The following is a 24342-nucleotide window of genomic DNA, read 5'->3' as shown; positions in this document are numbered from 1 at the left end:
TCACTGAATCAATTTCGTCCGTAGAATCCGCGAAGGGCCGTCAATCACATAAATTCTTGGCCTCAAAGTAATACTATATTTTAGCTGTTTAGTGCATCATCTTGGCAATTTTCGCCTTCCGGCCGAATCTAGATACGGGCCTTTGCCCGCGTGCTCAAGGGTAAGGCGGTTGTTTTTGGGAGGTTGGCAATGTGACACCAGAGGCAAGGGGAGCAAATGATCAAGAGAATCAAATCACGCCCGAAGACCTGGCCCAAGATGTAGCCGACGATCTCGAGCGCCAGGGCCAATTGCATGAACGCCCGCGCCAGGCCCATGCCGCGGAAATGGCTGAAATACAGTTAGGTGGACCAATTTCTGAGCAGAGTGTCGTGGAACCAAGCGAAATGACTCTATCGAGGATTCCGTCCCTGGATACGTTCCAGCCCACCTATCAGCTCGCTACCCAATATGACCTTCCTCCTGGTTATGGTGAAACAAGGGTTGTCTTGATGGTGCGAGACCCTTACTGGCTTCATGCTTACTGGGAAATCGCACATGAATCGCTGATGGAAGTAGAGAGGAAGGTCTCCCCGGCAGGCCTTCAACAATCCCAAAAGGTCCTCAGGGTGCATGATGTTACAAACCTTGATTTTGATGGCACTAATTCATGGTATTCTTTTGATATTCATCTGAATAATGACGCCAACAATTGGTATATCAATGTGGATAGGCCCAACCGTTCCTATTGCGTCGACCTAGGTCTCAAGGTATCTGATGGCAGCTTCATCCTGCTTGCGCGTTCCAATATTGTGAACACGCCCCGCGATGGAATGTCGGAGAAGTTCGATGAGGAATGGATGACGATAGAGGCTCTCGAGCGAACGGTGAGACCAACGCTCAGAATGGGACCAAGCTCTCCAGAATTCGCACGAGAATGGGTTGAAAGCAAGGAACTCAGAGAGCTTCTGATGGGATCGGAAGCTGTAAGCAGTATATCGAGCCCAGGTCTCGCATTCCCCGAGAGAAAACGGGGGTTCTGGCTAAGGGCCGATGTCGAGGTTATAATTCACGGCGCTACAGACCCTCAAGCTAGTCTGACGATTCAAGGCGTTCCCGCGAAACTGAGGCCTGACGGGACTTTTTCCGTTAGATTCGCTCTCCCGGATGGAGTTCAGGTGGTTCCAATAGAAGCAAAGTCCTCGGATGGCGCGGAATGCCGTCGCATAACCACAACCATCGAAAGAAAAACGACATAAGGGAAAGGGAGGGGATTTGGATGAGCCAGGGATATCTAGCGCTTGTTTTGCATGCTCACCTGCCCTACGTAAGGCATCCAGAATTTCCGGAGTATTTGGAGGAACTTTGGCTTTTCGAGGCAATTACAGAATCATATGTGCCCCTGCTCAAAATGTTGAATGGTCTAGTTAGGGATGGCGTCAGATTCAAGCTGACCCTCTCCATATCGCCGCCTCTCATATTAATGTTGAAGGACCCGCTGCTTCAAGAACGGTACCTCCGCCATTTGAATAGGCTCATCGAGCTTGCCGAGCGTGAAGTCGATAGAACTCGTTGGCTTCCTGAATTCAATGAAAATGCCCAAATGTATAGGGATAAGTTCTATGAGACTCGTGACATTTATGAAAAACAGTATGGCGGAGATATACTGCTCGGATTTCAGCGCCTAGCGAGATTAGGAGTGCTAGAGCTCATAACTACTGCGGCAACCCATGGATATCTGCCCCTCATGGAAATACATAAGGACGCTGTCCGCGCCCAAATAAAGATAGCCATTGATCTCTTTGAGCGCACATTTGACATGAGACCGGTCGGCTTCTGGCTTCCTGAATGCGGGTATAATCCGGGGGACGATAGATTTCTCAAAGATGAGGGGATAAGGTATTTCTTTACAGATTCACATGGCGTGCTGTTCGCATCCCCCAGGCCGCGCTATGGTGTCTATGCCCCGATCTATTGTGACTCAGGGGTGGCGGCCTTCGGACGGGATATGGAATCCTCGAAACAAGTATGGAGCGCGCGGGAAGGCTATCCTGGCGACTTTGACTATAGGGAATTCTACCGGGATATTGGATACGAGCTTGATTATGATTATCTAAAGCCTTACCTGCCGGGAGGGCTCAGAGTTCAGACTGGAATAAAGTATTATCGAATCACGGGGAAAACCGAGGATAAGCTTCCATACCGGAGAGAATGGGCGCTCAATAAGGCGGCAATCCATGCTGGGAATTTCATGTTCAACCGGGAACGGCAAGTCGAATACTTATTTTCTGTCATTGATAGGAAACCCATCGTAACCGCCCCTTACGACGCGGAACTATTCGGCCATTGGTGGTTTGAAGGAATAGAATGGCTTGATCTTCTCATCAGGAAAATGGCATTCGACCAGCACATCGTTGAGTTGACCACCCCAGGCGATTATCTAAAGCTCAATCCTCGGAATCAAAAGTCCACACCATCCCTCTCGAGTTGGGGGTATAAAGGATATAACGAAGTATGGCTCGAGGGAAGTAATGACTGGATCTACAGGCACCTTCACAAAGCCGCCGAGCGGATGATAGAGTTGGCGAGAGAATACCCGGATGCAAATGGAGTTTTGAGGCGCGCCCTAAATCAGGCTGCCCGGGAGTTGCTCCTTGCCCAAAGCAGCGACTGGGCCTTCATTATGAAAACCGGCACCACCGTGCCATATGCGATAAAGAGGACTCGCGACCACGTGGGAAGGTTCATCAAGCTTTATGATGATATCAAATCGAATTCAATAGATGAATCATGGCTGGCTCATGTGGAATGGCTGGATAACATCTTTCCCGACATCGACTATCGCGTCTATACCCCGTTGGCTGCTGCCCAATGATCAGGGTTGGTCTTTTTGTTGTATTTCCGAGATCTTGGACATGATGAGGTTCTGGAGAGCGGCCGCCTCGTCCGGGCTTTGCGCCTCACTAACAATATGCAGTTCGGGGTGGTCGGAATCCGGCAAGACAAGCGCCCACCCCCGCTCCTGGTGGATCTTGACCCCGTCTATGAGCTCCACCGAATTCACATCTGTGTTTTCAATCAGAGTCCGCATTATCTTACCCTTGGATTCCCATGGACACCCAATCGAGCTCTTGCTCATGTAAAATTCGGGAATCATGCTGACAAGGCTGGATAGTGTCAGCTTCTCTTCTGCCAAAACTTCCAGGACCTTCCCGAACATCATCAACGCGTCAAATGCTGGCTGGAACGTCGGCGGACCCTGATGATCGCTTATGAAAATCCTCTGTTCGATAGTCTTTTCCATGATAGATCGAGGATCGGCCTTGGTTCGTATAACCTGGCCTTTGTAAACCTTGGCAAGGGTCTCTATGACTCCTGGCGCTGTGACAGGCACCGCTACTCTCGAGCCTTCGCCTGCCTTGAATGAAAGTATGGACATCAAAACCAAGAGGGTATCTTCCGCTATTTCGCGGCCAAGTTCATCCACCAGCAACAGCCTCTCAGCGTTGTTGTCAACCACTACTCCAACATCCCCACTTGTATCCTTGACCAGCTTCTTTATGCCGGAAAGGGCCTCCCTGATCTCCGGTGCCGTCTTGGCAGAGGCAGTCTGCCCCATCGCACCTCCAACCATTACCACCTCACACCCCAGCCTCTCAAAAAACGAGGGGAGTAACAGGGAAAGACTTCCGGGATCATAATCCACGGCTACTTTGAATCTTCTCTGTCGTATGGCATCCACGTTGAGCTGCCTTAACAAGCCCTCCAGGTACTGTTCTGCCACTTTTGTGAGGAAGGCCACTTCACCAATCTGCGTTGAAGGAGACCTCTGGAAATCATCATTGAAGAAGATGGTCTCAATATTCCTTTCCAGCCCCCTGGAGATGTTTATCCCCATCGAGTCCAGAAACTCAAAAAGAATCTGGCCGGGATCTGTGGGAGCCATGCGGATATGTATTCCACCCTGGGCGCCTAGGGTGCCGACCGCGTAACGCGAAACTGGAGTTGTGATGTGGCCGAGGTCGAATACATCCACCCCGCATGACAGAAGGCCCGCTATTATGGCACGTTTCAGCATCCTGGATGGGCCATGAGCGTCACATGAAACCACTACCGCACGATCTCCATCTTTACCTGCTGGGATCGCCGACCCAAAGGCAGCCGCCAGCCTTGCCGCAAATTCAGGGGTGATCTCCGCATTCAAGACACCTGATACCCCATTTGCTCCAAAAAGGCGCCTGGAGCAACGAGTGCCCCATATGAGGTTTGTGCTTACAGTAACCGCATCCTCGACAGTTTTCTCAGGCCATATCCTTACTTGAGGCCTTACTATAGCCTTCTCGCCTATCGTGGCTTTGTGGCCGATGACGGCCCCCTCGAGGATCATAGCTCTGGGTTTGATCATCACGCGATTATCTACTATACATCCCCTGAGTTCTGCGCCTTCGCTAACATATACTTTATCCATCAAAATAGTTCGCCTGAGGGAAGCCCCCCTTTGCAGAGCCGATCCCGAGCCTATCACTGTGAACTCGCCGATCTCAACATCCTTTTCGATAATGCAGTCAGACCCGATTATGCAGGGCCCGGAAATCCTGACTCCATCATCTAGATGCGTCCCTACCCCCACAAATACTCCTTCTTGAATCTGTTCGCCATCTATGTCCACTTTCACATGTGAATTCAGGATATCATTATGACTCTTGCGGTATTGATCAAGGGTACCAACGTCACACCAGTAGCCATCGACAACATATCCCAAAACCGGCGCCCTATTTTTGAGAAGCAATGGGAAAAGGTCCTTGCTGAAATCAAACTGCGTCCCGGGCTCAACATATTCCAGGACATCTGGTTCCAGAACATAGATGCCTGTATTCACGGTATCACTGAAGACCTCTCCCCACCCAGGCTTCTCGAGGAATTGCCTTATCCTGCCATCCTTTTCTGTAATAACGACCCCATATTCCAGAGGGTTTTCGACCCGTGTCAGCAGGATCGTCGCCATAGCCCCCTTTGACCGGTGGAATTCGATAGCCGGAGCAAGGTTGATATCTGTCAGCGCATCTCCACTGATCACCAGAAAAGTGCCGCCAAGATCCTTTTCTACCTTCTTGACACTGCCGGCCGTGCCCAGAGCAGTCTCTTCAATGGAGTATCTCAGATCGACCCCGAAACGCTCACCGGTGTCGAAATAACTCTGGATCTTTTCCGGCAGGTAACAAAGCGTAACAATAATGTCCCTGAAGCCGGACCTGGCAAGAAGCCTCACTACATGCTCCATCATTGGACGATTTGCCATTCTCACCATGGGCTTAGGCATATCGTACGTAAGGGGCCGGAGTCGTGTGCCCTTGCCTCCAGCCATTATGACCGCCTTCACTCGAATCTCCTCCTGCAATTAAAAGCCCTTACACTCACGTGGATGCATATCTCCCGTCTCCCATGAATTGCCGATATGCCACCATTCTTGACGCGTTTGTCCGTACGGACTCCCTTCTGATGTTCGACCATTCACTGCGGTTGTATTGGTCGAGGATTTCCTGGTAGACCCTTATTGTTTCCTCTGCAATCGAAGGCCAGTTGTACTTTGATTCCACGATCTTGAGGGCGTTCTGTCTCAGCTTGTCTGCAAGTTTAGGTTCATAGAGTAGATGCAGGACTCCATCTGCAAGGGACCCCGGATTGCCAGCATAGACCTTCCATCCGGTAAGGCCATGCCGGACTACTTCAGCGAGTCCGCCTACATCGGAAACCACCACAGGGACGCCACATGCCATAGCTTCTAGGGCCGTTATCCCAAACGGCTCATAGAGGCTTGGAAATACGGCTATGTCCGCGCAGCGATAAAGTAGATTCCGGGTGTTGTCATCCACATAACCGGTGAAATAAATACGTCCGGAGACTCCCAGAGCTTGGGCGCGCTCCTTCAGATAGGCCTCCTGAGGCCCCTTGCCTGCTATTACAATCTTTGCCTTATCCCAATAGTGAAGGATTTTCGGAGTTGCCTCCACAAGGATATGGGCACCTTTCTCATGGACCAGCCTACCTATGAAAAAGATCATTTTCTCATCTGGCGCCGCATACTTTGAACGAAAAGCACTGAGGTTTATATCTGAGTCCACCTCAAATTCCTCGGGATCCACACCATTGGGTATGACCCGGATTTTGTCTTCAGGCAATTGGAACACCCATTTTAGTTCGCCACGCATATAATCACTGCAGCAGATGACTCGCCATGACTCGTAGCAAAGATACCATTCCTCGTCACTTATGTAGCGCTGGAGGTCATTATGAAGGCCATGGTTCCGTCCCCATTCGGTGGCATGAATGGTGGCGACCAAGGGAATTCTATATGCATGTTTGAGAGCCTTAGCTGAGTAAGCCGTAAGCCAATCGTGGGCATGGACTATCTCGCATGGACCATTTGCTTCTGATTCACGGATAGCCGCCTCCAGGAGGTCGAAATTCAGCTGCATGACCCATGTGACGAAATCTCTCGGGGTCGCGCCGCTGGGAAGGACTCGATGCACCGTGACCCCTTCCTCGCATGTTACCGCCCCATTCCCGTTTTTCAGGGCTCCATTGCCATATTCAGCAGACTTGCTATCGGAAACCTCACCACACGTAAACACATGCACATCATGCCCCATCCGCGCCATGGCAGCTGAAAGCTGATGAACATGCCTCGCCAGACCTCCGATCACTCGCGGCGGATATTCCCATGAGAGCATAAAAATACGCATCCAGGGCCCTCCTTGTCCTTTTTAGGATTTGCCAGGATGCGCAAAAGAATTCATCAACCTAAATGACCGCTATTTCCGATCTCCATATTGTAGCAGCGCGTCAAATGAAACTCTCGGGAGTTGGCGCGAGCAGATTACTCTCTACTATTGGCCAGCTCAGTCTCCGCTACCGTGGGACGTGCCTCCCTTTTGGCGACACGGGTGCCTGTTACAGCCAGGATTCCCGCAACAAAGAAGAGAACAGAGGAACCCCAAAACGAACTCCTGAGCCCAAGAGTCTCTCCAAGAAAACCCCCAAGAATCGGTCCAAGGACGCTTCCGATTGAGGTTATACTATTGAGGAGACCAAAGGCGCGTCCACGAGCATCCTTTGGAGTGGCGCTAGCGAACAGCACGTTCCCGGAGACCGTGATCCCTGCATTGGCAAAGCCGAATAAGAATCTTGCCACTGCCAATGCAAATACGGTGGCGCTGAAACCTTGAATCAGATTAAGCCCTGAAGCAAGGAACAGGCTTGCCAGCATCACGGCTCCATACTGGGAATCCCGCGTCTTTGCGATCAGGGGGCATCCCAGGGCTGTGGAGATACCAACCAATGAGAAAACTAAACCTGAGGTGACAGGAACCCCTGCATCCGATTTCATGATCGCCGCCACAAAAAGGGGAATGGTAGGTTGAACCACCATGGCCGCTGCCTGCACAAAGAGGAACACCGCAAGGAAGACGCGAACAGCAGGTATCCCCAGTACAAGCTTGACATCAGCCGACACGGAAATACGATCTTTACGTTGGACAGGGGGTTCACCGACCCAGAAATAGGGAACGAGGGCAGCAACAATCAGCAGTATGGACGAGAAGATGAAGCTCGCCCGTATGCCAAGAAATTGCGCCGCGAGCCCTCCCACCAGCGGTCCCATTATGACGCCAATAGCGCTGGCAGATTGGACTGTCCCCAAGGCCCATCCAAGCCGGGCCTCAGGGGCAATGGTAGTCACCAAAGTTATCACTGCTGGGATATAACCTGACAACATGCCATTTAGACCGCGCAGCAGAAACAGCTGGATATGATCGTGAGCCATAGACATGAGGGCATATGTAATGCCCATCCCAACCCCGGCCCTCAGGATCATCGGCCTCTTCCCATACCGGTCTGAGATAGACCCCCAAATTGGGGACATTATGCCAAAGGTAACTGAATTTATGGAAAAAATCAAACCGGACCACAGGGCTACATTTTTCCTCAGCCCCAGGTCCGAAAGATAAACCGGCAGGAGTGGCGCTGCCATTGAAAAAGCGATCTGCGCTACTAAAACCCCGAAAGCCAAAAGCTGCACACTTCGCCGCCATGATGAGGTTCTTTTCACCCGCTCCGGTCCCTCCCGATTACATAGCCAGTATACACCATCCTGACTTCAATTACCAGTGTATACTATATGGCTATATGGCAGGCAACCAGGTGTCCCTCTACCGCGTTCTTCAGGGGAGGCGCGACTGAGCGACATATTTCCAGAACATGGGGACACCGCGGGTGCAGACGGCATCCCTTCGGCGCATTTGCGGCATTTGGCACCTCTCCGGGCATACCCGCATTAAACCCACGTCTCGAGGGATCAGGAAGAAGGACGGAATCAATGCCGTCGGGATGAGCATCGTTCGGGCCTCCCAGAGCGGGACATAAGGTCAGTATCGTCTTCACATAGCAGAATGGCAGTATGCGCTTAGACCAGATCAGAAAGGTCCACTGGGAGGCCTCCTAGCCGTAGAGATCTTTCCCCTGCCTCCAGGATCTCCGCTGTCTCGATATAGCGTTCGAGCGGGAACGGCTCCTCACCTCCGACGAATGTCTTGCCCATCGCTTTTGCAAGCGTTGAGTAGAAGTGATAAGAATCTTGAACCTGCACATACTCCGCGCTATCCTTGGTGCAGGCAACGATACTAAAGCCGGGACAAATAGTCCGGCTCACCTGAAGTATCCCAAATCTACCATCTTGATAATCTACACACACCAGGTCGGTTTCTTCTGTTCCAACATTCCGCACCCTCATGGCGCCAGATCCCAAGATTGTCTGGAGCGCCTCCACGACATGGACACCATAATTTAACCATTGACCAGGGCCAGCCACATAGACGCTCTTAATGGCATCCTGCGGAACCCTGGATAACAGATCATTGAGCTCTACTGAATACTTGAGAGCTGATCCAGCGATAATTTTCGCGCCATATTTCCGGGCCAGATCCACTATGGCCCGAGCATCCCTGGCAGTGCAGGCAAATGGTTTGTCAAAGAACACGGCCTTTCCTCTTTCAATGTAAGGACGCGCAAGGCCCAGATGGAGATTCCCATCATCCTCTAGAATCATGACAGCATCCACTTCATCAACCATTTCGTCGAAGCGATCCGCAACATTGTCAATGAAGCATGTGGCAGCAAGATTCTCAGCCAGCTGGCGGTCGCCACACCAGATATAATTGATTCTCGCCCCTGGCACAATACTCTCTGTTGTCTTACCCCTGACTAGATCAGCCGCCCATCCACCGTTCTTCTCCATAAGCTCCGGATCAAAGCCATTGAAGAAGGAAGGATATACATACCTGTGGATCAGGTGTTCTCCGATAACTGCTACTTTTTTCATTGTTACCATACCTCCTGCAACGTCTTAACCCTTAAGGCCCGTAATTACAACTCCTTGCATAAAGTATTTCTGAGCAAAGAAGAACAACAAAACCACCGGCAATAGAACCAGGTTAGATGCCGCCATCATCAGATTCCATTCAGTACCGAATTGCCCCTGGAATGCTCTCAACCCAAGGGCAAGGGTAAACTTGTCGGAATCATGAAGATAAATCAGAGGAGCAAAGAAGTCATTCCAGTTGGCGTTGAACACGAAAATGGCTACCGCAATAAACACGGGTTTAGAGAGGGGCATGATGATCTTCGAAAAAATAGAAAAATTCGTGCAACCATCTATTCTGGCCGCCTCATCCATTTGGATCGGTATCGTCATGAAAAACTGGCGCATAAGAAACGTGAAGAAAGGCTCTGCGAAGAATTTAGGAATTATCAGAGGCAAAAAGGTATTAACCCAGCCAAGCTTGCGAAAGAGGATGAATGTTGGAATCAGTGTGACCTGGCTGGGGAGCATCATGGTTGACAGCATCATAAAAAATAGGACATCTCTACCCGGCCAGCGCAGCCTTGAAAACGCAAAAGCCGCGAGAGAACAAGCAAGCAATCTCCCCACTATTGAAAAAGTAGTGATCATTGTCGTATTCCAGAGGTATCGAAAGAAGGGAAGCACTGTCCATGCGTCTATATAATTCCGCCACACCACCGGTCTCGGAATCCATTCTGGTGGATAGGTAAAGACGGCTCCGGGCTCCTTCAACGAGGTAGAGATCGACCATGCAAGAGGCATAAGAATGAATACCAACCCTGTTAACAGCACGAGATGAACAATAATTGCACCCATGATTCCTCGCATACGTTTGGAATGGAGCGGGTTTCTAAGGCGTTTTTGCGTCCTCGCCGATTGCGTTGGATTACTTATTGACATGGCGTCACTTGACATAGTGTTATCTCCCCCCTCTTAACTGCCCCTCATAATATACCCAGGCTGCAGATGACTTGAATACGAATAGCGTCAAGATCAGAATATAGAAGAAAAGTACCCAGGCCATTACCGAGGCATACCCCATCCTGAAATACTCAAAGGCATTACGATAGAGATGCAACATATAGAAAAGGGTTGCATTATGCGGGCCACCCGCAGTTATGATATAACCCTGAGTAAAAACCTGTAATGATCCGATGACACCCATTACAAGTTGGTAGAATATCACTGGGCTCATCATGGGGATAGTCACATGGAAGGTCTTCGCCAAGAGTCCCGCTCCATCCACCTCGGCGGCCTCATATAGCTCTGTGGGGATGCCCTGGAGACCAGCGAGGTAGATTATCATGCCGCCCCCGACGCCCCACAGGCTCATGATGACCAAAGCCGGCAGTGCCCATCTTTCGTCGGCAAGCCAGGCGGGTCCCTTTATACCAAACCATGATAATACCAGGTTGAATAGTCCAAAATCAGGAGAAAAAATCCATCTCCAGAGAAGCGCGGCGGCCACCCCTGAAAGTACGGAAGGAAGATAATAGCCTGTCCTGTACCACCGGAGCCCACGGATTTTGCTATTGAGTAGCATAGCCAAGATAAGGCCAAGGCAGATATTAAGGGGCACGCTTGCCACGGCATAGAGAGTTGTAACTTTAAGAGAGTGGACTATCAGCGGGTCCCTAATAAGCTCCCTTAGATTGCCCATGCCTATCCACCTGGGTGGGGTTACCATGTCGTAATCGGTAAAGGCAAATATGAGAGAAGCAATCATGGGTCCCAGGGTCCATATGGCAAAACCGAGGAGCCATGGAAGCGCAAAGATCCAGCCATCAATATGCTCGCGAAACATCAGCCTGCTACGACGCCCAGTAGCCCGACGCGAATTCATCATATCAGCTCATATCCCTCCAGTTTCCACAAACAAAGTTAAAGCCAAAACGTAGACTGGCATGCTTCCCTGGCAGAGGAACTTATCCTCCTGCCAGGGAAGCAATTTCGCTGCTATTGTTTCTTCAAGATAGCGTCGACGGCAGGCTTTATCCGGGAGACGGCCTCTTTCGCTGTCGCCTTCCCGCTCCAGAGAAGATCAAGTTCAGGTGTAATCGTCCGCTCTATCTCGGACCATGCCGGGATCAGAGGCAAGAATCTGGCTTCATAGACGCCCTTTACTATCTTTTGATTAGTTACACGCGAGAGCCACGGATTGCCATTACTTAAATATCCTTCAGAAGCCGTCACAGATAATCGCTGAGGAACTCCTGCTTGTTGAGCGGCCTCGAACCTTATATTCCACCCATCTACGCCAAGGGCCCAGTTGATGAAAGTCCAGGCTGCCTCGGGATGTTTAGATGAAGAGGAAACACAGAGGGCGTTGGCGTTGAGCACGGGGACCCTGCCAGCCTTACCCTTAGGCAAAAGCTCCATACCCCACTCAAACCTCACATCCTTTAACCGGTACCAGAAGGAGCGCACAGTAACAAGGGTAGCGAGCCTGCCCATCATAAACATCTCAATGGGATTCTGTTCAGTTAGAGCCTCAACCGGAGGCGCCACCTTTTCCTTATGGATCAGGTCGGCGAGCCACTGGAGAGCTTCTACCGCAGGCGCCTGATCGAGAACGCATTCTTTATTATCATGGCTAAGAATGTCGCCCCCATTTGACCATACCCACTCAGCCCAATGTCCCCACTGGAACCCATATTGGGTAACGCGCCCGGAGGCATCACGTTTTGTGAGCTTTCTCGCGGCATTCAGAAGATCAGTCCAGGTCCAGCTATCTGTAGGAGGTTTCAAGCCGGCTGCCTTAAAGAGATCTTTGTTGAATGCAAGGAGACTTGGACCACCCTCTCTGGGAATCCCATAGATATCACCTTTATATTTGAATCCGGCGAGAGAATTGGGGAAGAAATCTCCCTCATCGAATCCTTTTGTCTTGTCCGCATATGGTTGAAGGTTTGAGAGACCTCCTTTTCTTACCAGACCTGCAAAGTACCAAGGATCTATCTGAAATATATCTGGAGCAGAACCACCGGCTATCATAGTCTGTAGCTTTGGCATATAATCTGCCCCTACAGTGACATGCTGGTAGTTCACCCTAATATCCGGGAAGCGCTTATTAAATTCATCCACAATCTTCTGGTGGGCCTTTTGCACAGTGAAGTCACCCGGACATAGCCAGGTTATCTGGGCCTTTGGCGCGGCTTCAGCTGTATAAAAACCTATAATGCCCAAGATCGTTGTCGCAAGTAGACAGGTGATGGCCAATACACGTATTCTCGTAAACCCATTGAAAATTCTTGAATTCTTCATATATTACTTCCCTCCACTCTCAGAAATCCTTAGCATTATCAGTTAAATATGCCAGACACGATAGGTATTAGCGGCAAGTTTGTACCCCGATCTATCCTATAGCCTAATCCTCTCGGCCGCAATCAATCCCCCCTTCCTCCTCCCGGAAAATACCATCCAAAGAGGCTCCAAAGCGAAATACTATAGAAGCTCTCTTAAGAGCCCCACGGCCCTGCGCACATCGCCGACAGGATCCGGCCCTGTTTCACGTTCTATGGTGAGGTATCCATCATAACCAATGGCACGTAGCTCCTTTATGTACCTTGGAAGATCCAGTGCTCCGGTGCCGAGAGCGACTTCAGAATACTTTCCACCAGGACTATAAACTGCATCCTTCATATGGGTATGAACCACGAACTCCCGCAGCGTCCGGAGGCCCTCTATCGGATCAAGGCCTGCCATTATTACATTCCCAGGATCATAATTGACCTTGAGATTGGGGCTTTTAACTCCTTCGGCAAGTTTCAGGAATTTATCTGGGGTATCGATCAAGCAACCCGGGCCGAGTTCTACTGCAAAGTAAGTCCCCGTCTTTTGCGCGTGGAGCGCGATCTCTCGTATTCCCCGCATAAAAAGATCCCAGGCCTCATCGATTGATACATTGGCAGGGGGCGATTTGCTTTCTGTCGTCACTATCCCGCTTCCAATATCCCGGCTCAGATCAAGGAATTCCTTAAAACGCTCTATATTTTCTCTATGCTTGTCGGGGACCATTAGGTTCAATCCCCCTCCAAGAGCGCATATCTCCATCTGATGGCCCTCTATCTTTGCTCTGAGAGATTTACGCGCATCTAAATCCAAGCCCTCTGGTGCAAGCTCCTTCACTGGCCAAACTTGAAGCCCCCGAATACCTAATCCTGGGCACTCAACCAAAGCCTGTTCAAGTGGTAGACCAAGACTCGGTAAACATACCCCTATTTTCAAGAAAATCTCTCCTCTCTGAGATGGCTGCGTCCAGCGCAATATTCTTCAGTAATCTTCTATGAAATCATGAGATCCTTTTGGCGACCTTTTCTTCAGAAGAAGCGAGGACGGCATCCAGAACCTTCTGGCATATGAGCCCGTCATAGAAATCGGGTTTAACCTGGACGCCTTCCCTTACCCCGTCGACGAAACACTTGATCTCGTTGAAGAACATTTCGGGCGAGTAACCCAACCTGTCCAGAAACGACTTCGGCACCTCCACTGGCCTAAATTCTTTGAAGTAATCACCAAAAGACTCTTCAAGCTTCACCAAAACCGTATTGGGCCTGGACGAGTCATAGATTAGAGACCCCTTGCTACCATCAATTTCAATATGGACCCGGCCTGGTGAAAATCTACTTACTTCAAATACCCCCATAACTCCCTTCTCATAGGAGGCAATGAAGGCAGCAGCATCATCGGCAGTCACTTCGCCCAACCCGGAGCCATCGAGCCTCTTGCGCTGCTTAATGAAAATGGTCGTCACACCCGAAACCTCCATAATGGGTCCAGAATAATTCCCCATCAAGAAGGTGGATAGATCTACCATATGAGACGCTAGATCACCCAAGGCGCCGCTGCCAGTTTGCTCGCGAATCAGCCGCCACTCCAGCCCGACCTCAGGGTTCATTATGCGTTCTACTGAGCAGAGCACTCTGAAATGATATAGCCTACCGAGTCTGCCTTCTTCTATGACCTCTCTTACAAAAGCCATCGTTGGGTTGAAGCGATGGGTGAAACTCACCATATTGACTACTCCTGTTCTTCTCGCCTCTTCCAACATGGCCTCAGCCTCTCCGGCATTCATGGCCATAGGCTTTTCGCATAGGACATGCTTCCTCTTTCTAAGCGCAGCCATCACTATGTCTTTATGGTAGACATTGGGCGTACAAACGCTTACTGCGTCTACGCCGCCTTTGTCAAGGAGATCTTGCGGCCTGGTAAAGATATTACTTACACCATATTGCCCTGCGACAGCGCTCAAAGCTCTTTCATCTGTATCGCACAGAGCGGCAATTTCCACCCCCTCCAGTCGCGCATAATTCGGAAGGTGCGCTCCTCTGGCGATTCTCCCGCATCCTATAACCCCAACTCTAACAGCCACCGCCTAGCCCTCCAATCAAAGAAAAATGATCGTTCGCCGCACAAATTAATACACTCAAAAACAAACATCTTTACATCATTGAAGTAAATAACTATTTAATTAAGTCGACGTATGAATTCATTTCTACATAACTTCAAAATCCCCTTCTTGATTTTGAGATTTTCTCGGGCGCAAATAAAAAAATGTTAAAACTCCTGCCATGCCTTTCTCAGTTAGAAGGATTCTGACGGGTTATGGAGAATAAATTCATATATCAAACTAATTAACCATTAAAACTTGATTTCACGGAGGGATTCCACTAATGAACCGAATTTATGAATTGCGCTGCAATGGCAAACACTGGCTCGGCACTGTACCTCTCTTCAATCCTAAAACAGGCATGCCAATCGCAGATCCTCCCGGCCAGGGAAATGGCTACTGGATCGGCGCTCCGAGCGCCATCTACGATGATGAGACGCGGAGATTCTATATCTACTGCAGACTGAGAAAACCCCGTGGTGAGGGACGGGGTTATGAGTGCCGCATTTACGAGAGTGAAGATGGAATTACGCTTAATCAGATCTGGAAAGCCACCAAACAAGACCTTAATACGGAATCTATGGAACGGGCTGCGTTGGTCAAGACTCCGGGAGGAATTTACCGGCTTTACATGAGCTACGTAGATCCCGCAGACGGCAGATGGCGAATTGATCTCTTGGAAGCCGAAAGCCCCTCAAAATTCGATATCCACAAACGCACCAAGATCCTCTGCGCGGCAGATATAGGAGTGGAAGGAGTCAAAGATCCATATATTCTGATTGTTGGCGGGAAGTACTACATGTTTTTGAGCTATGCTCCGCCAGCGCCAAACGCCGACCATGAGACCAGGAAAGCGATGCATGCGACATTTGATGTTTACAATACAGGTATAACCAAGTCATGCACCGGCCTCGCGGTAAGCCTGGATGGCGTGAATTTCTCATGGATTGGGGATGTGCTGTCCCCTGGAGACTCTGGATGGGACAAATACGCAACGCGCATATCGTCAATCGTCTACGCGCCACCGGTATTCACTGCGTTCTATGATGGAATACCCGATGTAAAAGATAATTATGAGGAGAAGACCGGCCTTGCCATAAGCTTTGACCTCGTCCATTTCGAAAGGCTGACGCCGGGTGGTCCCATACTCACTTCCCCCAACAGCCCCGGCACCCTCCGCTACATAGAGGTCGTGCCGCATGAGGACAAATTCTACTATTTCTATGAGTTCGCGCGACCAGACGGGTCACATGATCTCAGGGTGAGCATTGTCTAGATGCCTTGCGGGTTGCGGCTCTGTGAAAATGGAGCGGCAACCCGCAAACTGCGCTCGATATGATGTCACAGGGCCAGCAAATCATTGCTGTCGCGCCCGACGAATCCTGACGATCAGGAGGGCTCCCACTATCAAAAGCGCCGCCAGTATCGCTGGCAATAATAGCGGAGGAAAACCGCCCATGGCTCCGGGCCCTACAGGGTAAATGGTCGCGAAAGCGCCAGTCTTGGGATTGTAAGACCTCAGCATCTCTCCTTGAGAACGCGGACCCTCTGCAACGGCCAGGAGATCTATCACATTTGGGTCTGCATCAGAATCTCGCCCGCCGCCGAAAAACCAGCTATCAGCCTGTTCCATAACAGGGCGATAATCATCGTTTCCAAAGGCATCCTGGGAGCCCACCAGAACATAGTATCTCCACATCCGATCGGGCTTCCCGAGCAGAGTTATTGGCACGACCGCTCGTATGGTCTTTTTATCCGGCAGCAGGTGAACCCTCAGTCCGCTTCTTATCCCGTCGCTGTCTTTCTCATCCTTCGAAGAATAGAGACGGGTTCCTCCCCAGCCGATGATCTTGATTCTATAATCCCAGGCGTTCCGGCGGGAGAATGCCACATTTGGACCAGGACGAAGAGGTAGCGCAAGCCCCTCTCCCGGGATATTGTCAATGTAGAGGTCTACTAATTGGTGGCTAAAACCCTCAGGAGCGTTCCAGGGATTGACGATCTCTTTGAAAGTGAAATCAAAATAGATATTCTGAATGTCATAAGAGACGACGAATTTGAGAAGGTCAAAAAGCCCAGGATGCGCGAAAGCTTTATGTGTAGGATATGTATATGTGCCCGGTCCATAGTCGTCGCCGGCCGGGTCCTCCATCTCAAAGATCACTTCCGGACCTCTTTCAGGATTCGCCGTTTGGCTCACCTTGCTGCCTGATACTATCAGTAGGTGTGAAATGATCAAGCAGAAAACACAGAAAATCGCAAAAGCCCTAATACGGCTGGATAGGACCACCTGGCAGCCCTCCCGGTCGAAAATATCCCGGCCCGAGCGGGCCGGGCGTTCATCGGGATTTACCCGCGTTATAAGGATATTCGCGAGTCTTGCGCATATGCAGCCATTAGCGATTTAGCGCTGAATCGATGGCCAGAGCTGCGGCGCCTACCAGTCCAACATCCTGCCCAAGTGCCGAGGGCACTATGCGCACTACATCCACGGCGGCCTTTATAGCTCGCTTTGATACCACCTCTTGCACCTTGCCGAAAAGCCTGGCGCCGATTTGCGAGACACCGCCGCCTATGACGATCACCTCAGGATTTAGCAGATTGAGCAAGGTCACAATGCCCAGCCCCAAATAGGTAAATGCCTCATTCAATATAGAAATAGCCTCTTCGTCACCCTGGTCAGCAGCCTGGGCCACAATCTTGGCTGAAATCTTGTCGGGGTCTCCGCCCGCAAGGGAGAGTATCTTCTCTGCCATTCCCTCTTGGGCATGTTCTCTGGCGACTCGCGCAATAGCGGTCCCTGAAGCAACGGCCTCCAGGCAGCCATAATTGCCGCAACCGCACCTGGGCCCATCTGGCACGATAACTATATGGCCGACCTCGCCGGCTATGAAGCTTGTCCCCTCAAATACCTCGCCATTGATGATCAAACCGCCCCCGATACCAGTGCTCACAGTTATGTAGATCATATTACTGGAGCCCTTGCCTGCCCCGAATCGCATCTCCCCCAATGCTGCGAGATTGGCGTCGTTTCCCACCCAGACAGGTAGCTTTGTCGACGCCTCTATCATCGCCTTCAAGGGGACATTCTTCCACTTGAGGTTAGGGGCAAAGATCACGATGCCGGATCTTGGGTCAAGAGGTCCAGGGCTCCCAACTCCAATTCCCACGATCTTGTCGCGAGGCACCCCGGCCCGGCTTATAGCATCTTCTACGCTCCGACATATATTGCCGATTACATGTTCCGCGCCGTATTCCGGCTCAGTGGGGGCTATGATCCTTTGGATCACACGGCCCTCAAGATCGGTCACTCCGGTGGCTATCTTTGTTCCACCAAGATCAACCCCTACTGCAAATAGATCTCTGGACAAAAGGTCTCCCCTCCCACCATAATCCATATACCATGGCTCTTTCAGTTGATGTGCCCCGATAACGATTCATCTACGACCATCCTTTAGAAAGAAGCAAAGATGGCTTTGATTCACAAAATCTGGCGCAGGATGCCTCCCAATAATGTAGCATCCTCGTCGCCTTGTCCATCGGCTCAGATGCTGAGGCGGGTCAACCGTGAGACTGCGCCTAGATTTTACCGCAAGCCTCGGACTTCAGTCCGGGGGGTTGACGCCGGTTCTCATTTGGCAAGTTCGGATTTTAGAAATTCTATCACTTTGACTGGAGTCGGATCAACTCCATACAGAAGAGCCAGATAGAAACTAGCGAAGTCTCCGACATAGATCAAAGAAAGGAGCCTCGCCAGCTCTGAACGCCCAAGACTGTGGACATCATTGATGGAAGACGCGCCCTTAACTATGGACTTCGTGATTTCGAACCTTTTGGCTATACGAGGGTGCTCGCCCTTGTCTCTCAAGAAAATCACACACAAGGCCTTTTGAATCTCATCGGGGGCGCTCCAGCCGACAGTTTCATTGTGATTCATCTCCGGAATCTCGTTCCAGAATGCGTGGGTCTTGGAGTTTTCGTTGATTTGGCATTTCCATCTCAGCGCCGCGGCAGCAGGAAATCCTACGGCCGCATAGATCACCGGGATGCGCCCGAACATATGCATGGCTAGGCGCTTGCTCTGGTTGACCTCAGCGGGTGAGGATGGCCCCAAAACGCCTACCAATTGTTCGAGAACATCACATGCCTCCTCCACGTCTTCTGATTTATCCGTCACCAACCCCGCTTTTTGCACAATCGACAGGGCAGTAAGGAAGAGATAACCGAGAGCGGCGCGAGGCTGAAGACCTGATGGCACCAATACAAGAGGAACCCCGTCCTTGCGGGCCAATTCAGCAAGCCTTCCCCCGGACGTGATTGCGACGATCTTGGCTCCCCTCTTATTACATGACTCATAGGCTGTGAGAGTTTCCTCAGTATTTCCTGAATAGCTTGACAATATGGCCAGGGTCTTGTCACTCACGAAACCTGGAATATCATAGCCACGAATAACTGTCATAGGCTGATTCATTTCAGATGCAGTAAGGGTTCGAACTAGATCCCCGCCTATCGCAGAGCCGCCCATTCCTATGCTGATTACATTCTCGCGATTCCTATATTCAGCGGGAATCGTTACCGTAGAAGCAATCTCCCAGGCCTCCCTGCATTGCGAAGGTAATCCGGAAATGGCTGACAACATGCCTCCTGCATCCATAGAAGCAATGGAATCGGGGTTGTCCAGGTCAATCGGCAGTTCGCCAGTTTTGGCCTTAAAATCATGCTGCATAAAAATCGCCGCGAGTATACCGCCTGAGACGCAGGGGAAAAGACCGCGGCTTCGCTCCTTTCCTATGACTCTCTATGAATATGAATCGACTTCCTGCGCGATAAGGGGATAGTCAGAAATATCATTCCCGACTATCCCCTGCTTAATGTCCGAAACGAGTTGAGATATAAGATATATGGAACCTGGGACTACCTTATAGCGCGCTCAGTCTTGGGATCAAAGAGATGGCATCTGTCGGTATTCATAACAACCTGATGGGTCATGCCATCCCGGGCCCTCGTATGGGGATCTACTCTGGCGACAAATGAATTGTCCCCGCTTGACAGATAGAGATATACTTCAGATCCCATAGGCTCCATAACGTCGACTGATGCTGTTACGACCCGGTCCTCAGGGGGATTGGGGACCAGTTCTCTGTCGTCTATATCCTCGGGACGAATGCCGAAAATGACCTCTTTCCCCACATATGCACCTATATTCTCAAACCGGGTAGGTGGAACCTTGACCTTGAAACTCTTGGCATCCACATAGTAATCATCGCCCTCTTTGACAATTACAGCGTCTATGAAGTTCATTGCCGGGCTGCCGATAAACCCTGCGACGAATACATTATCTGGATGCTCATAGATTTCCATGGGGGCGCCGACCTGCTGTATGAATCCATCTCTCATGACGACGATTCTATCACCCATCGTCATAGCCTCGGTCTGATCGTGGGTTACATATATGATGGTGGTCTGGAGACGATTGTGAAGCTTGCTGAGCTCGGATCTCATTTGTACCCGCAACTTGGCGTCGAGGTTTGATAACGGCTCATCCATCAGGAAGACTTTCGGTTCACGCACAATGGCTCGTCCGAGTGCAACCCTTTGGCGCTGGCCGCCGGAGAGCTCCTTAGGTTTACGGTTCAGAAGGTTCTCGATGCCCAGCGTCCTTGCCGCTTCTTTGACCCTGCGGTCTATCTCCGCCCTTGGGAACCTCCTGAGCTTCAATCCGAATGCCATGTTGTTGTATACATCCATATGGGGATAGAGGGCGTAATTCTGGAAGACCATTGCGATATCGCGGTCTTTCGGCGGAACATCATTCACCAAGGTATCACCGATATAAATATTACCTGATGTTACTTCTTCAAGGCCCGCCACCATTCGGAGAGTGGTGGATTTGCCACAACCCGAAGGTCCTACAAGTACCAAAAACTCTTTATCCTTGATCTCCAGGGTGGCGTCATTGACTGCAATGACATTACCAAAGGCCTTGACTACATGCTCAAGATATACCCTTGCCATCCTCTTGCCTCCCCTAGTAATTTACGAGGTTCTGTAAAATCTGTAAAATATGAAACTAATGATATGAACACGCAAATCCATCTCAAATGATATCGATATTCTACCTGTTCACCCCCTAGATAGTGAACCCTCTAGATCTCTGGTGATCTGTGCGCAGGAGGATTTCAACATTTGAAAATCCGCTTGCGCACTGGGCAAGCCACCAGATCTTGCCCATAACCATTACGCCGTATCGGCTTGATAATTACGCCCATGAGAAGCCTTGTCCCCCGTCTGGCATTCTCATTGTAAACTATTCAACACAATCCGTCTATATCCTCCTTTTTCCCACCTCAAAAGGCATCTAAACAGCAAAATTTGTTGCAAAAGGCCCCGGGGAGGACCCGGGGCCTATTCTGCAAGGAAGGGATCTCCTTGCTAGAAGGGAGGAGGTTTCGTTGCTCTATTTTTGTAATGTAGTGATTGCTTCGAATCAGGTTATGATAGTTGCTATAGACCATGTTGCGTATTCTGCTTCGACTATCTCGCCCGACCACGTCGAGCGGCATGGCCGAAAGCGGTTATTGCCAGTCTCTCGTAAGCTACCTCGTCTATTGAGTCAACACATGCTCCGAATTATTGGCAGATATTCCGCTACTTTCCCTGCTTCATTCTCTGCTACTACTCTGCTGCATCTCATGCTGCGTCATTTGCCGCTTCTGCCCCCGGCCATGCATCTTCATCGGCAAAGCGCCCGAAGGCGCCTCGCCTACCACGTTCAGTCAGGTTTAGAACTCAACCTTGAGATCAGCACTCGCCGACAGACCTGCTTCATAGCTGTCGTCCCCGACTTCGTAGCCATTGCTGTAGTTGACAGCGAACTTTATTCCATTGGGAGCGACATAGCCTGCGCCAGCCACGTAGCTGAGTTGTTCACCATTGAGTCTAGCCTTGCCGCTTACCTCGACTGCGTTCAGCACGGGCACCGGCAACACTGTAGATGCCTGGACATCATGGATGGCAGGCTCGTTGCTGTTGAGGGTGAGTCCGTATTTAGCGTCGATAGCCAGCATGCCGACCGGGAATGTCCTTTCGGCGCCGAGCTCGATAGTGGTGACTTCAGGAGCTTCGGCTTTCTGGCCCTCTTCAAGCCCTCCATAATTCTGGGCATTATCGCCATTGGTCCATATCACGTTAGAAGTGGTAAGCTTATATGCGCCAGAGAGTTTAAAGCCCCGAAGCTCGGTATCAGCTCCGACTGTGAATATGCGTCTTTGACCGATGACATTCGCATCCTCTCTTTGCTCATGCTGATCGATCGAACCAGTCAGGTTGACGCCATGAAGAGCCGTGGAGACCTCGGCGTTGAATCCACGCTGACCTCTATTCTGGTCGACAACGTTAGTCCAATTGCCATCGTCATCCTCCGATCGGTCACGATACTTCGGATCGAATGCCCAATCGAAGTCCCTGTATCCAGCCTTCACGGTGACGCCAGACAGGACCGGAAGACCAGTGATGGTGCCTTCCACCTTGCGGGCGGCTGCGGAATGAGCCTCATCAGCGGCGTATGTGCCAGTTATGGTCATATTCTGCATCGGTGAGAAGGCTGCCTGGCCCACATAGGAGAGATTCTCTCCCGCCTTGACCATGCTACCAGAGAGGTCGACTCCCTGGATAGATGCGCCAGCGGAAGCCCCACGGACGACGATGGTATTGCTGACTGGATCATCAGGATTATCCGGGGCCCAGCCATAGAACCCGCTTATGGTCACAGGTCCTATGGGCATACCGGTCATCTGAGCGCCTTCAATTACCCCGTCTGTCGCGCTCTTAGCGGCAACATATGGCGAATAATCTACGGCAAGGTCACCGAGTCTGGTGACAACCTGCGGGCCACCTGGCCAGTAGGCGCCGGCCGTCTCGAGGTAAGCCTTGTCGATGGTCAGCCCGTTCTCAGGGCCGAGGATCTGGGCCGGCGTCAGTTTGCCGAGAGTACCCGGGTTTACGGTAACATCTGAGCCCAACGGCTTATCGTTGTTGAGCATCTGATTATTCTCGTCCGTGATCGCTCCAAGTGGAGCCCACTTGATTGGAGCGAACTCGATGACGGCCTTGATGGCGTCACCCGCTCCGAGTCCTATTCCAAGATTGAGCCTCAGGTCGCTCTCCCCAAACACTTTGCTTTCACCATTCACATTGGGATCCAATTTGATGCTGGTATCAAGCGATCCAGTTACATCAACCTTGGGTGCTGCAACTGCTGGAAGGGCTATTGCGCATGTCAGCAGTGCTACTAGTGCTACAGTTAGTTTCCGCATGTTCTGAAATCCCCCTTGGTTCATTGAACTGCTTTATCATCTGCTGCGATTGTTGGTGCGATGGGGGTGTTTAATGAGTCTCCATGTTTCCTCACCAATTCCCCCGGCTGCGTAATCTGCTGCGTATCTATCAACCTCCCGCTTCTCCGGTAACCAGGGGTTCACCTCCTTTCCTCCGGCCTGAACGGGAAGATGATATTCCATATTAAGTGCCCGATATCGCATGAGAAACAAGCTGTAATGATACTGCGATGATCAGTGCTGCGAAAATTGATTCAACGATTCTTCCAGCAAGATTCCAAACTATTTTGTTGTCAAGGTTCGTTTTCAGGTTTCTGTCATACTTATTCTCCGTGTACCTAACGATTCCTTCATGTTTCTCGTTCGCTCGCCCCTGAAACTAGTGGAACCACGGCACATTTCTACCAACAATGGTAAAATTCCCGGCGATACCTTACTAACCAGACTACCTTTTAACGGCCTGGCATAATCCATTAAAGAGCCGAAATCCCGCGTATTTCAACAATTTCGAAGAAGCGCGCCAATTTGGCAGCAACATCATTGAACCATGCCCTCTCATATGGACATTTATCCGAAAACGATGGATCAAGGGTCGGCCCTGGCTTGTATTGCTGAAGCACATACTTCCTGGCGCCTTCTATCCATCTAGCTATCTCGAGCAAATCCTCTTCTCCGATGAGGCCAGGAACGACTGTTGTCCTGAATTCATAATCTATGCCGCCTTCTCTTATCAGGCGAATCGCTTCACCAATGCCAGCCAGATCCAAACGAGAACGCGTAATCTCCGCATAGCGATCTCTAGGCCCTTTTATATCCATGGCAATATAATCCAATGCGCCCTGCTTTATCAGCTCGCCGAGAACCGCAGGGTTGGAGCCATTGGTGTCTAATTTTATCTTCAGTCCTAAGGCCCTTATGCGGTCTATGAATAGGGCAAGCTCGCTCTGCGAAGTCGGCTCGCCGCCGGTGATGCATATACCATCAAGGAGACCTTTTCGTTTCCGCAATATAGCTAATACCTCATCCTCCGAGATGGTGGGAAGTCCGTCGGTCTCCAGCACCAGATCCCTGTTGTGACAATAGGGACACCGCATATTACAGCCGCTTACGAATATCGTTGCTGCGACATTCCCAGGAAAATCTATTAGACTCGTCTTCTGAATGCCTCTTATTAGCGTATGGCATACCACCTTGCATCGTTGTGTCGGAAAGCACTTACGCTGGCCCAACATAACCTTCCC

The 24342-nt window shown here is 50.6% G+C and carries 19 protein-coding genes; 3 read left to right on the top strand and 16 right to left on the bottom strand.

Annotated elements, in window-relative coordinates; all coding sequences use genetic code 11:
- The first annotated feature begins 191 nt into the window (after window positions 1-191).
- Together HPY52_05585 and HPY52_05580 are read left to right on the top strand one after the other, a co-directional pair.
- A complete protein-coding gene (locus HPY52_05585; protein NPV79733.1) occupies window positions 192-1238 on the top strand; it encodes a DUF4912 domain-containing protein in 1047 nt (348 codons plus the stop codon).
- A 20-nt stretch (window positions 1239-1258) separates the two neighbouring features.
- Window positions 1259-2854, top strand: a complete 1596-nt coding sequence (locus HPY52_05580) for a DUF1957 domain-containing protein (GenBank protein NPV79732.1) — start codon at window positions 1259-1261, stop codon at window positions 2852-2854.
- Here the strand turns inward: HPY52_05580 and HPY52_05575 are convergent, their stop codons facing one another.
- The 10 genes from HPY52_05575 to HPY52_05530 all read right to left on the bottom strand — a co-directional run bounded on the left by HPY52_05575 (window position 2855) and on the right by HPY52_05530 (window position 14747).
- A complete protein-coding gene (locus HPY52_05575; GenBank protein ID NPV79731.1) occupies window positions 2855-5359 on the bottom strand; it encodes an NTP transferase domain-containing protein in 2505 nt (834 codons plus the stop codon).
- 34 nt (window positions 5360-5393) lie between these two features.
- Entirely contained in the window at window positions 5394-6722 is a 1329-nt protein-coding gene (locus tag HPY52_05570; protein NPV79730.1) for a glycosyltransferase family 4 protein, read from the bottom strand.
- A 134-nt stretch (window positions 6723-6856) separates the two neighbouring features.
- Window positions 6857-8086, bottom strand: coding sequence for an MFS transporter (locus HPY52_05565; GenBank protein NPV79729.1), 1230 nt, complete (start codon window positions 8084-8086; stop codon window positions 6857-6859).
- A gap of 65 nt (window positions 8087-8151) precedes the next feature.
- Window positions 8152-8418, bottom strand: coding sequence for a hypothetical protein (locus HPY52_05560; GenBank protein NPV79728.1), 267 nt, complete (start codon window positions 8416-8418; stop codon window positions 8152-8154).
- Window positions 8419-8440: 22 nt separating this feature from the next.
- Window positions 8441-9355: a Gfo/Idh/MocA family oxidoreductase gene (locus HPY52_05555; GenBank protein ID NPV79727.1), complete on the bottom strand. Its 915-nt coding sequence runs from the start codon at window positions 9353-9355 to the stop codon at window positions 8441-8443.
- 24 nt (window positions 9356-9379) lie between these two features.
- Complete coding sequence (locus HPY52_05550) at window positions 9380-10276, bottom strand: carbohydrate ABC transporter permease (protein ID NPV79726.1); 897 nt, start codon at window positions 10274-10276, stop codon at window positions 9380-9382.
- A 19-nt stretch (window positions 10277-10295) separates the two neighbouring features.
- Window positions 10296-11219, bottom strand: coding sequence for a sugar ABC transporter permease (locus tag HPY52_05545; protein NPV79725.1), 924 nt, complete (start codon window positions 11217-11219; stop codon window positions 10296-10298).
- A 113-nt stretch (window positions 11220-11332) separates the two neighbouring features.
- Window positions 11333-12640, bottom strand: coding sequence for a sugar ABC transporter substrate-binding protein (locus tag HPY52_05540; protein ID NPV79724.1), 1308 nt, complete (start codon window positions 12638-12640; stop codon window positions 11333-11335).
- A gap of 180 nt (window positions 12641-12820) precedes the next feature.
- A complete protein-coding gene (locus tag HPY52_05535) occupies window positions 12821-13603 on the bottom strand; it encodes a sugar phosphate isomerase/epimerase (protein ID NPV79723.1) in 783 nt (260 codons plus the stop codon).
- Window positions 13604-13667: 64 nt separating this feature from the next.
- Entirely contained in the window at window positions 13668-14747 is a 1080-nt protein-coding gene (locus tag HPY52_05530; protein ID NPV79722.1) for a Gfo/Idh/MocA family oxidoreductase, read from the bottom strand.
- 301 nt (window positions 14748-15048) lie between these two features.
- Here HPY52_05530 and HPY52_05525 point away from each other — a divergent pair, with 301 nt between their 5' ends.
- Entirely contained in the window at window positions 15049-16041 is a 993-nt protein-coding gene (locus tag HPY52_05525; protein NPV79721.1) for a hypothetical protein, read from the top strand.
- Window positions 16042-16122: 81 nt separating this feature from the next.
- Here HPY52_05525 and HPY52_05520 read toward each other — a convergent pair whose 3' ends face one another.
- The 6 genes from HPY52_05520 to HPY52_05495 all read right to left on the bottom strand — a co-directional run bounded on the left by HPY52_05520 (window position 16123) and on the right by HPY52_05495 (window position 24291).
- Window positions 16123-17055: a hypothetical protein gene (locus tag HPY52_05520; GenBank protein NPV79720.1), complete on the bottom strand. Its 933-nt coding sequence runs from the start codon at window positions 17053-17055 to the stop codon at window positions 16123-16125.
- A gap of 106 nt (window positions 17056-17161) precedes the next feature.
- The gene (locus HPY52_05515; GenBank protein NPV79719.1) at window positions 17162-18163 is read right to left on the bottom strand and encodes an ROK family protein; all 1002 of its coding nucleotides are present in this window, start codon (window positions 18161-18163) and stop codon (window positions 17162-17164) included.
- A 233-nt stretch (window positions 18164-18396) separates the two neighbouring features.
- A complete protein-coding gene (locus tag HPY52_05510; GenBank protein ID NPV79718.1) occupies window positions 18397-19491 on the bottom strand; it encodes a bifunctional phosphoglucose/phosphomannose isomerase in 1095 nt (364 codons plus the stop codon).
- Window positions 19492-19679: 188 nt separating this feature from the next.
- Entirely contained in the window at window positions 19680-20780 is a 1101-nt protein-coding gene (locus HPY52_05505; protein ID NPV79717.1) for an ABC transporter ATP-binding protein, read from the bottom strand.
- A gap of 767 nt (window positions 20781-21547) precedes the next feature.
- The gene (locus HPY52_05500; GenBank protein ID NPV79716.1) at window positions 21548-23080 is read right to left on the bottom strand and encodes a hypothetical protein; all 1533 of its coding nucleotides are present in this window, start codon (window positions 23078-23080) and stop codon (window positions 21548-21550) included.
- A 494-nt stretch (window positions 23081-23574) separates the two neighbouring features.
- Window positions 23575-24291, bottom strand: coding sequence for an anaerobic ribonucleoside-triphosphate reductase activating protein (locus HPY52_05495; GenBank protein ID NPV79715.1), 717 nt, complete (start codon window positions 24289-24291; stop codon window positions 23575-23577).
- Window positions 24292-24342 lie beyond the last annotated feature (51 nt).

It is taken from the genome of Bacillota bacterium (genome assembly GCA_013178415.1).
In the GTDB taxonomy this organism is placed as follows: domain Bacteria; phylum Bacillota; class SHA-98; order Ch115; family Ch115; genus Ch115.
Note: the sequence above shows the minus strand (reverse complement) of the source record. Positions and strands in the feature narration are given on the sequence as shown.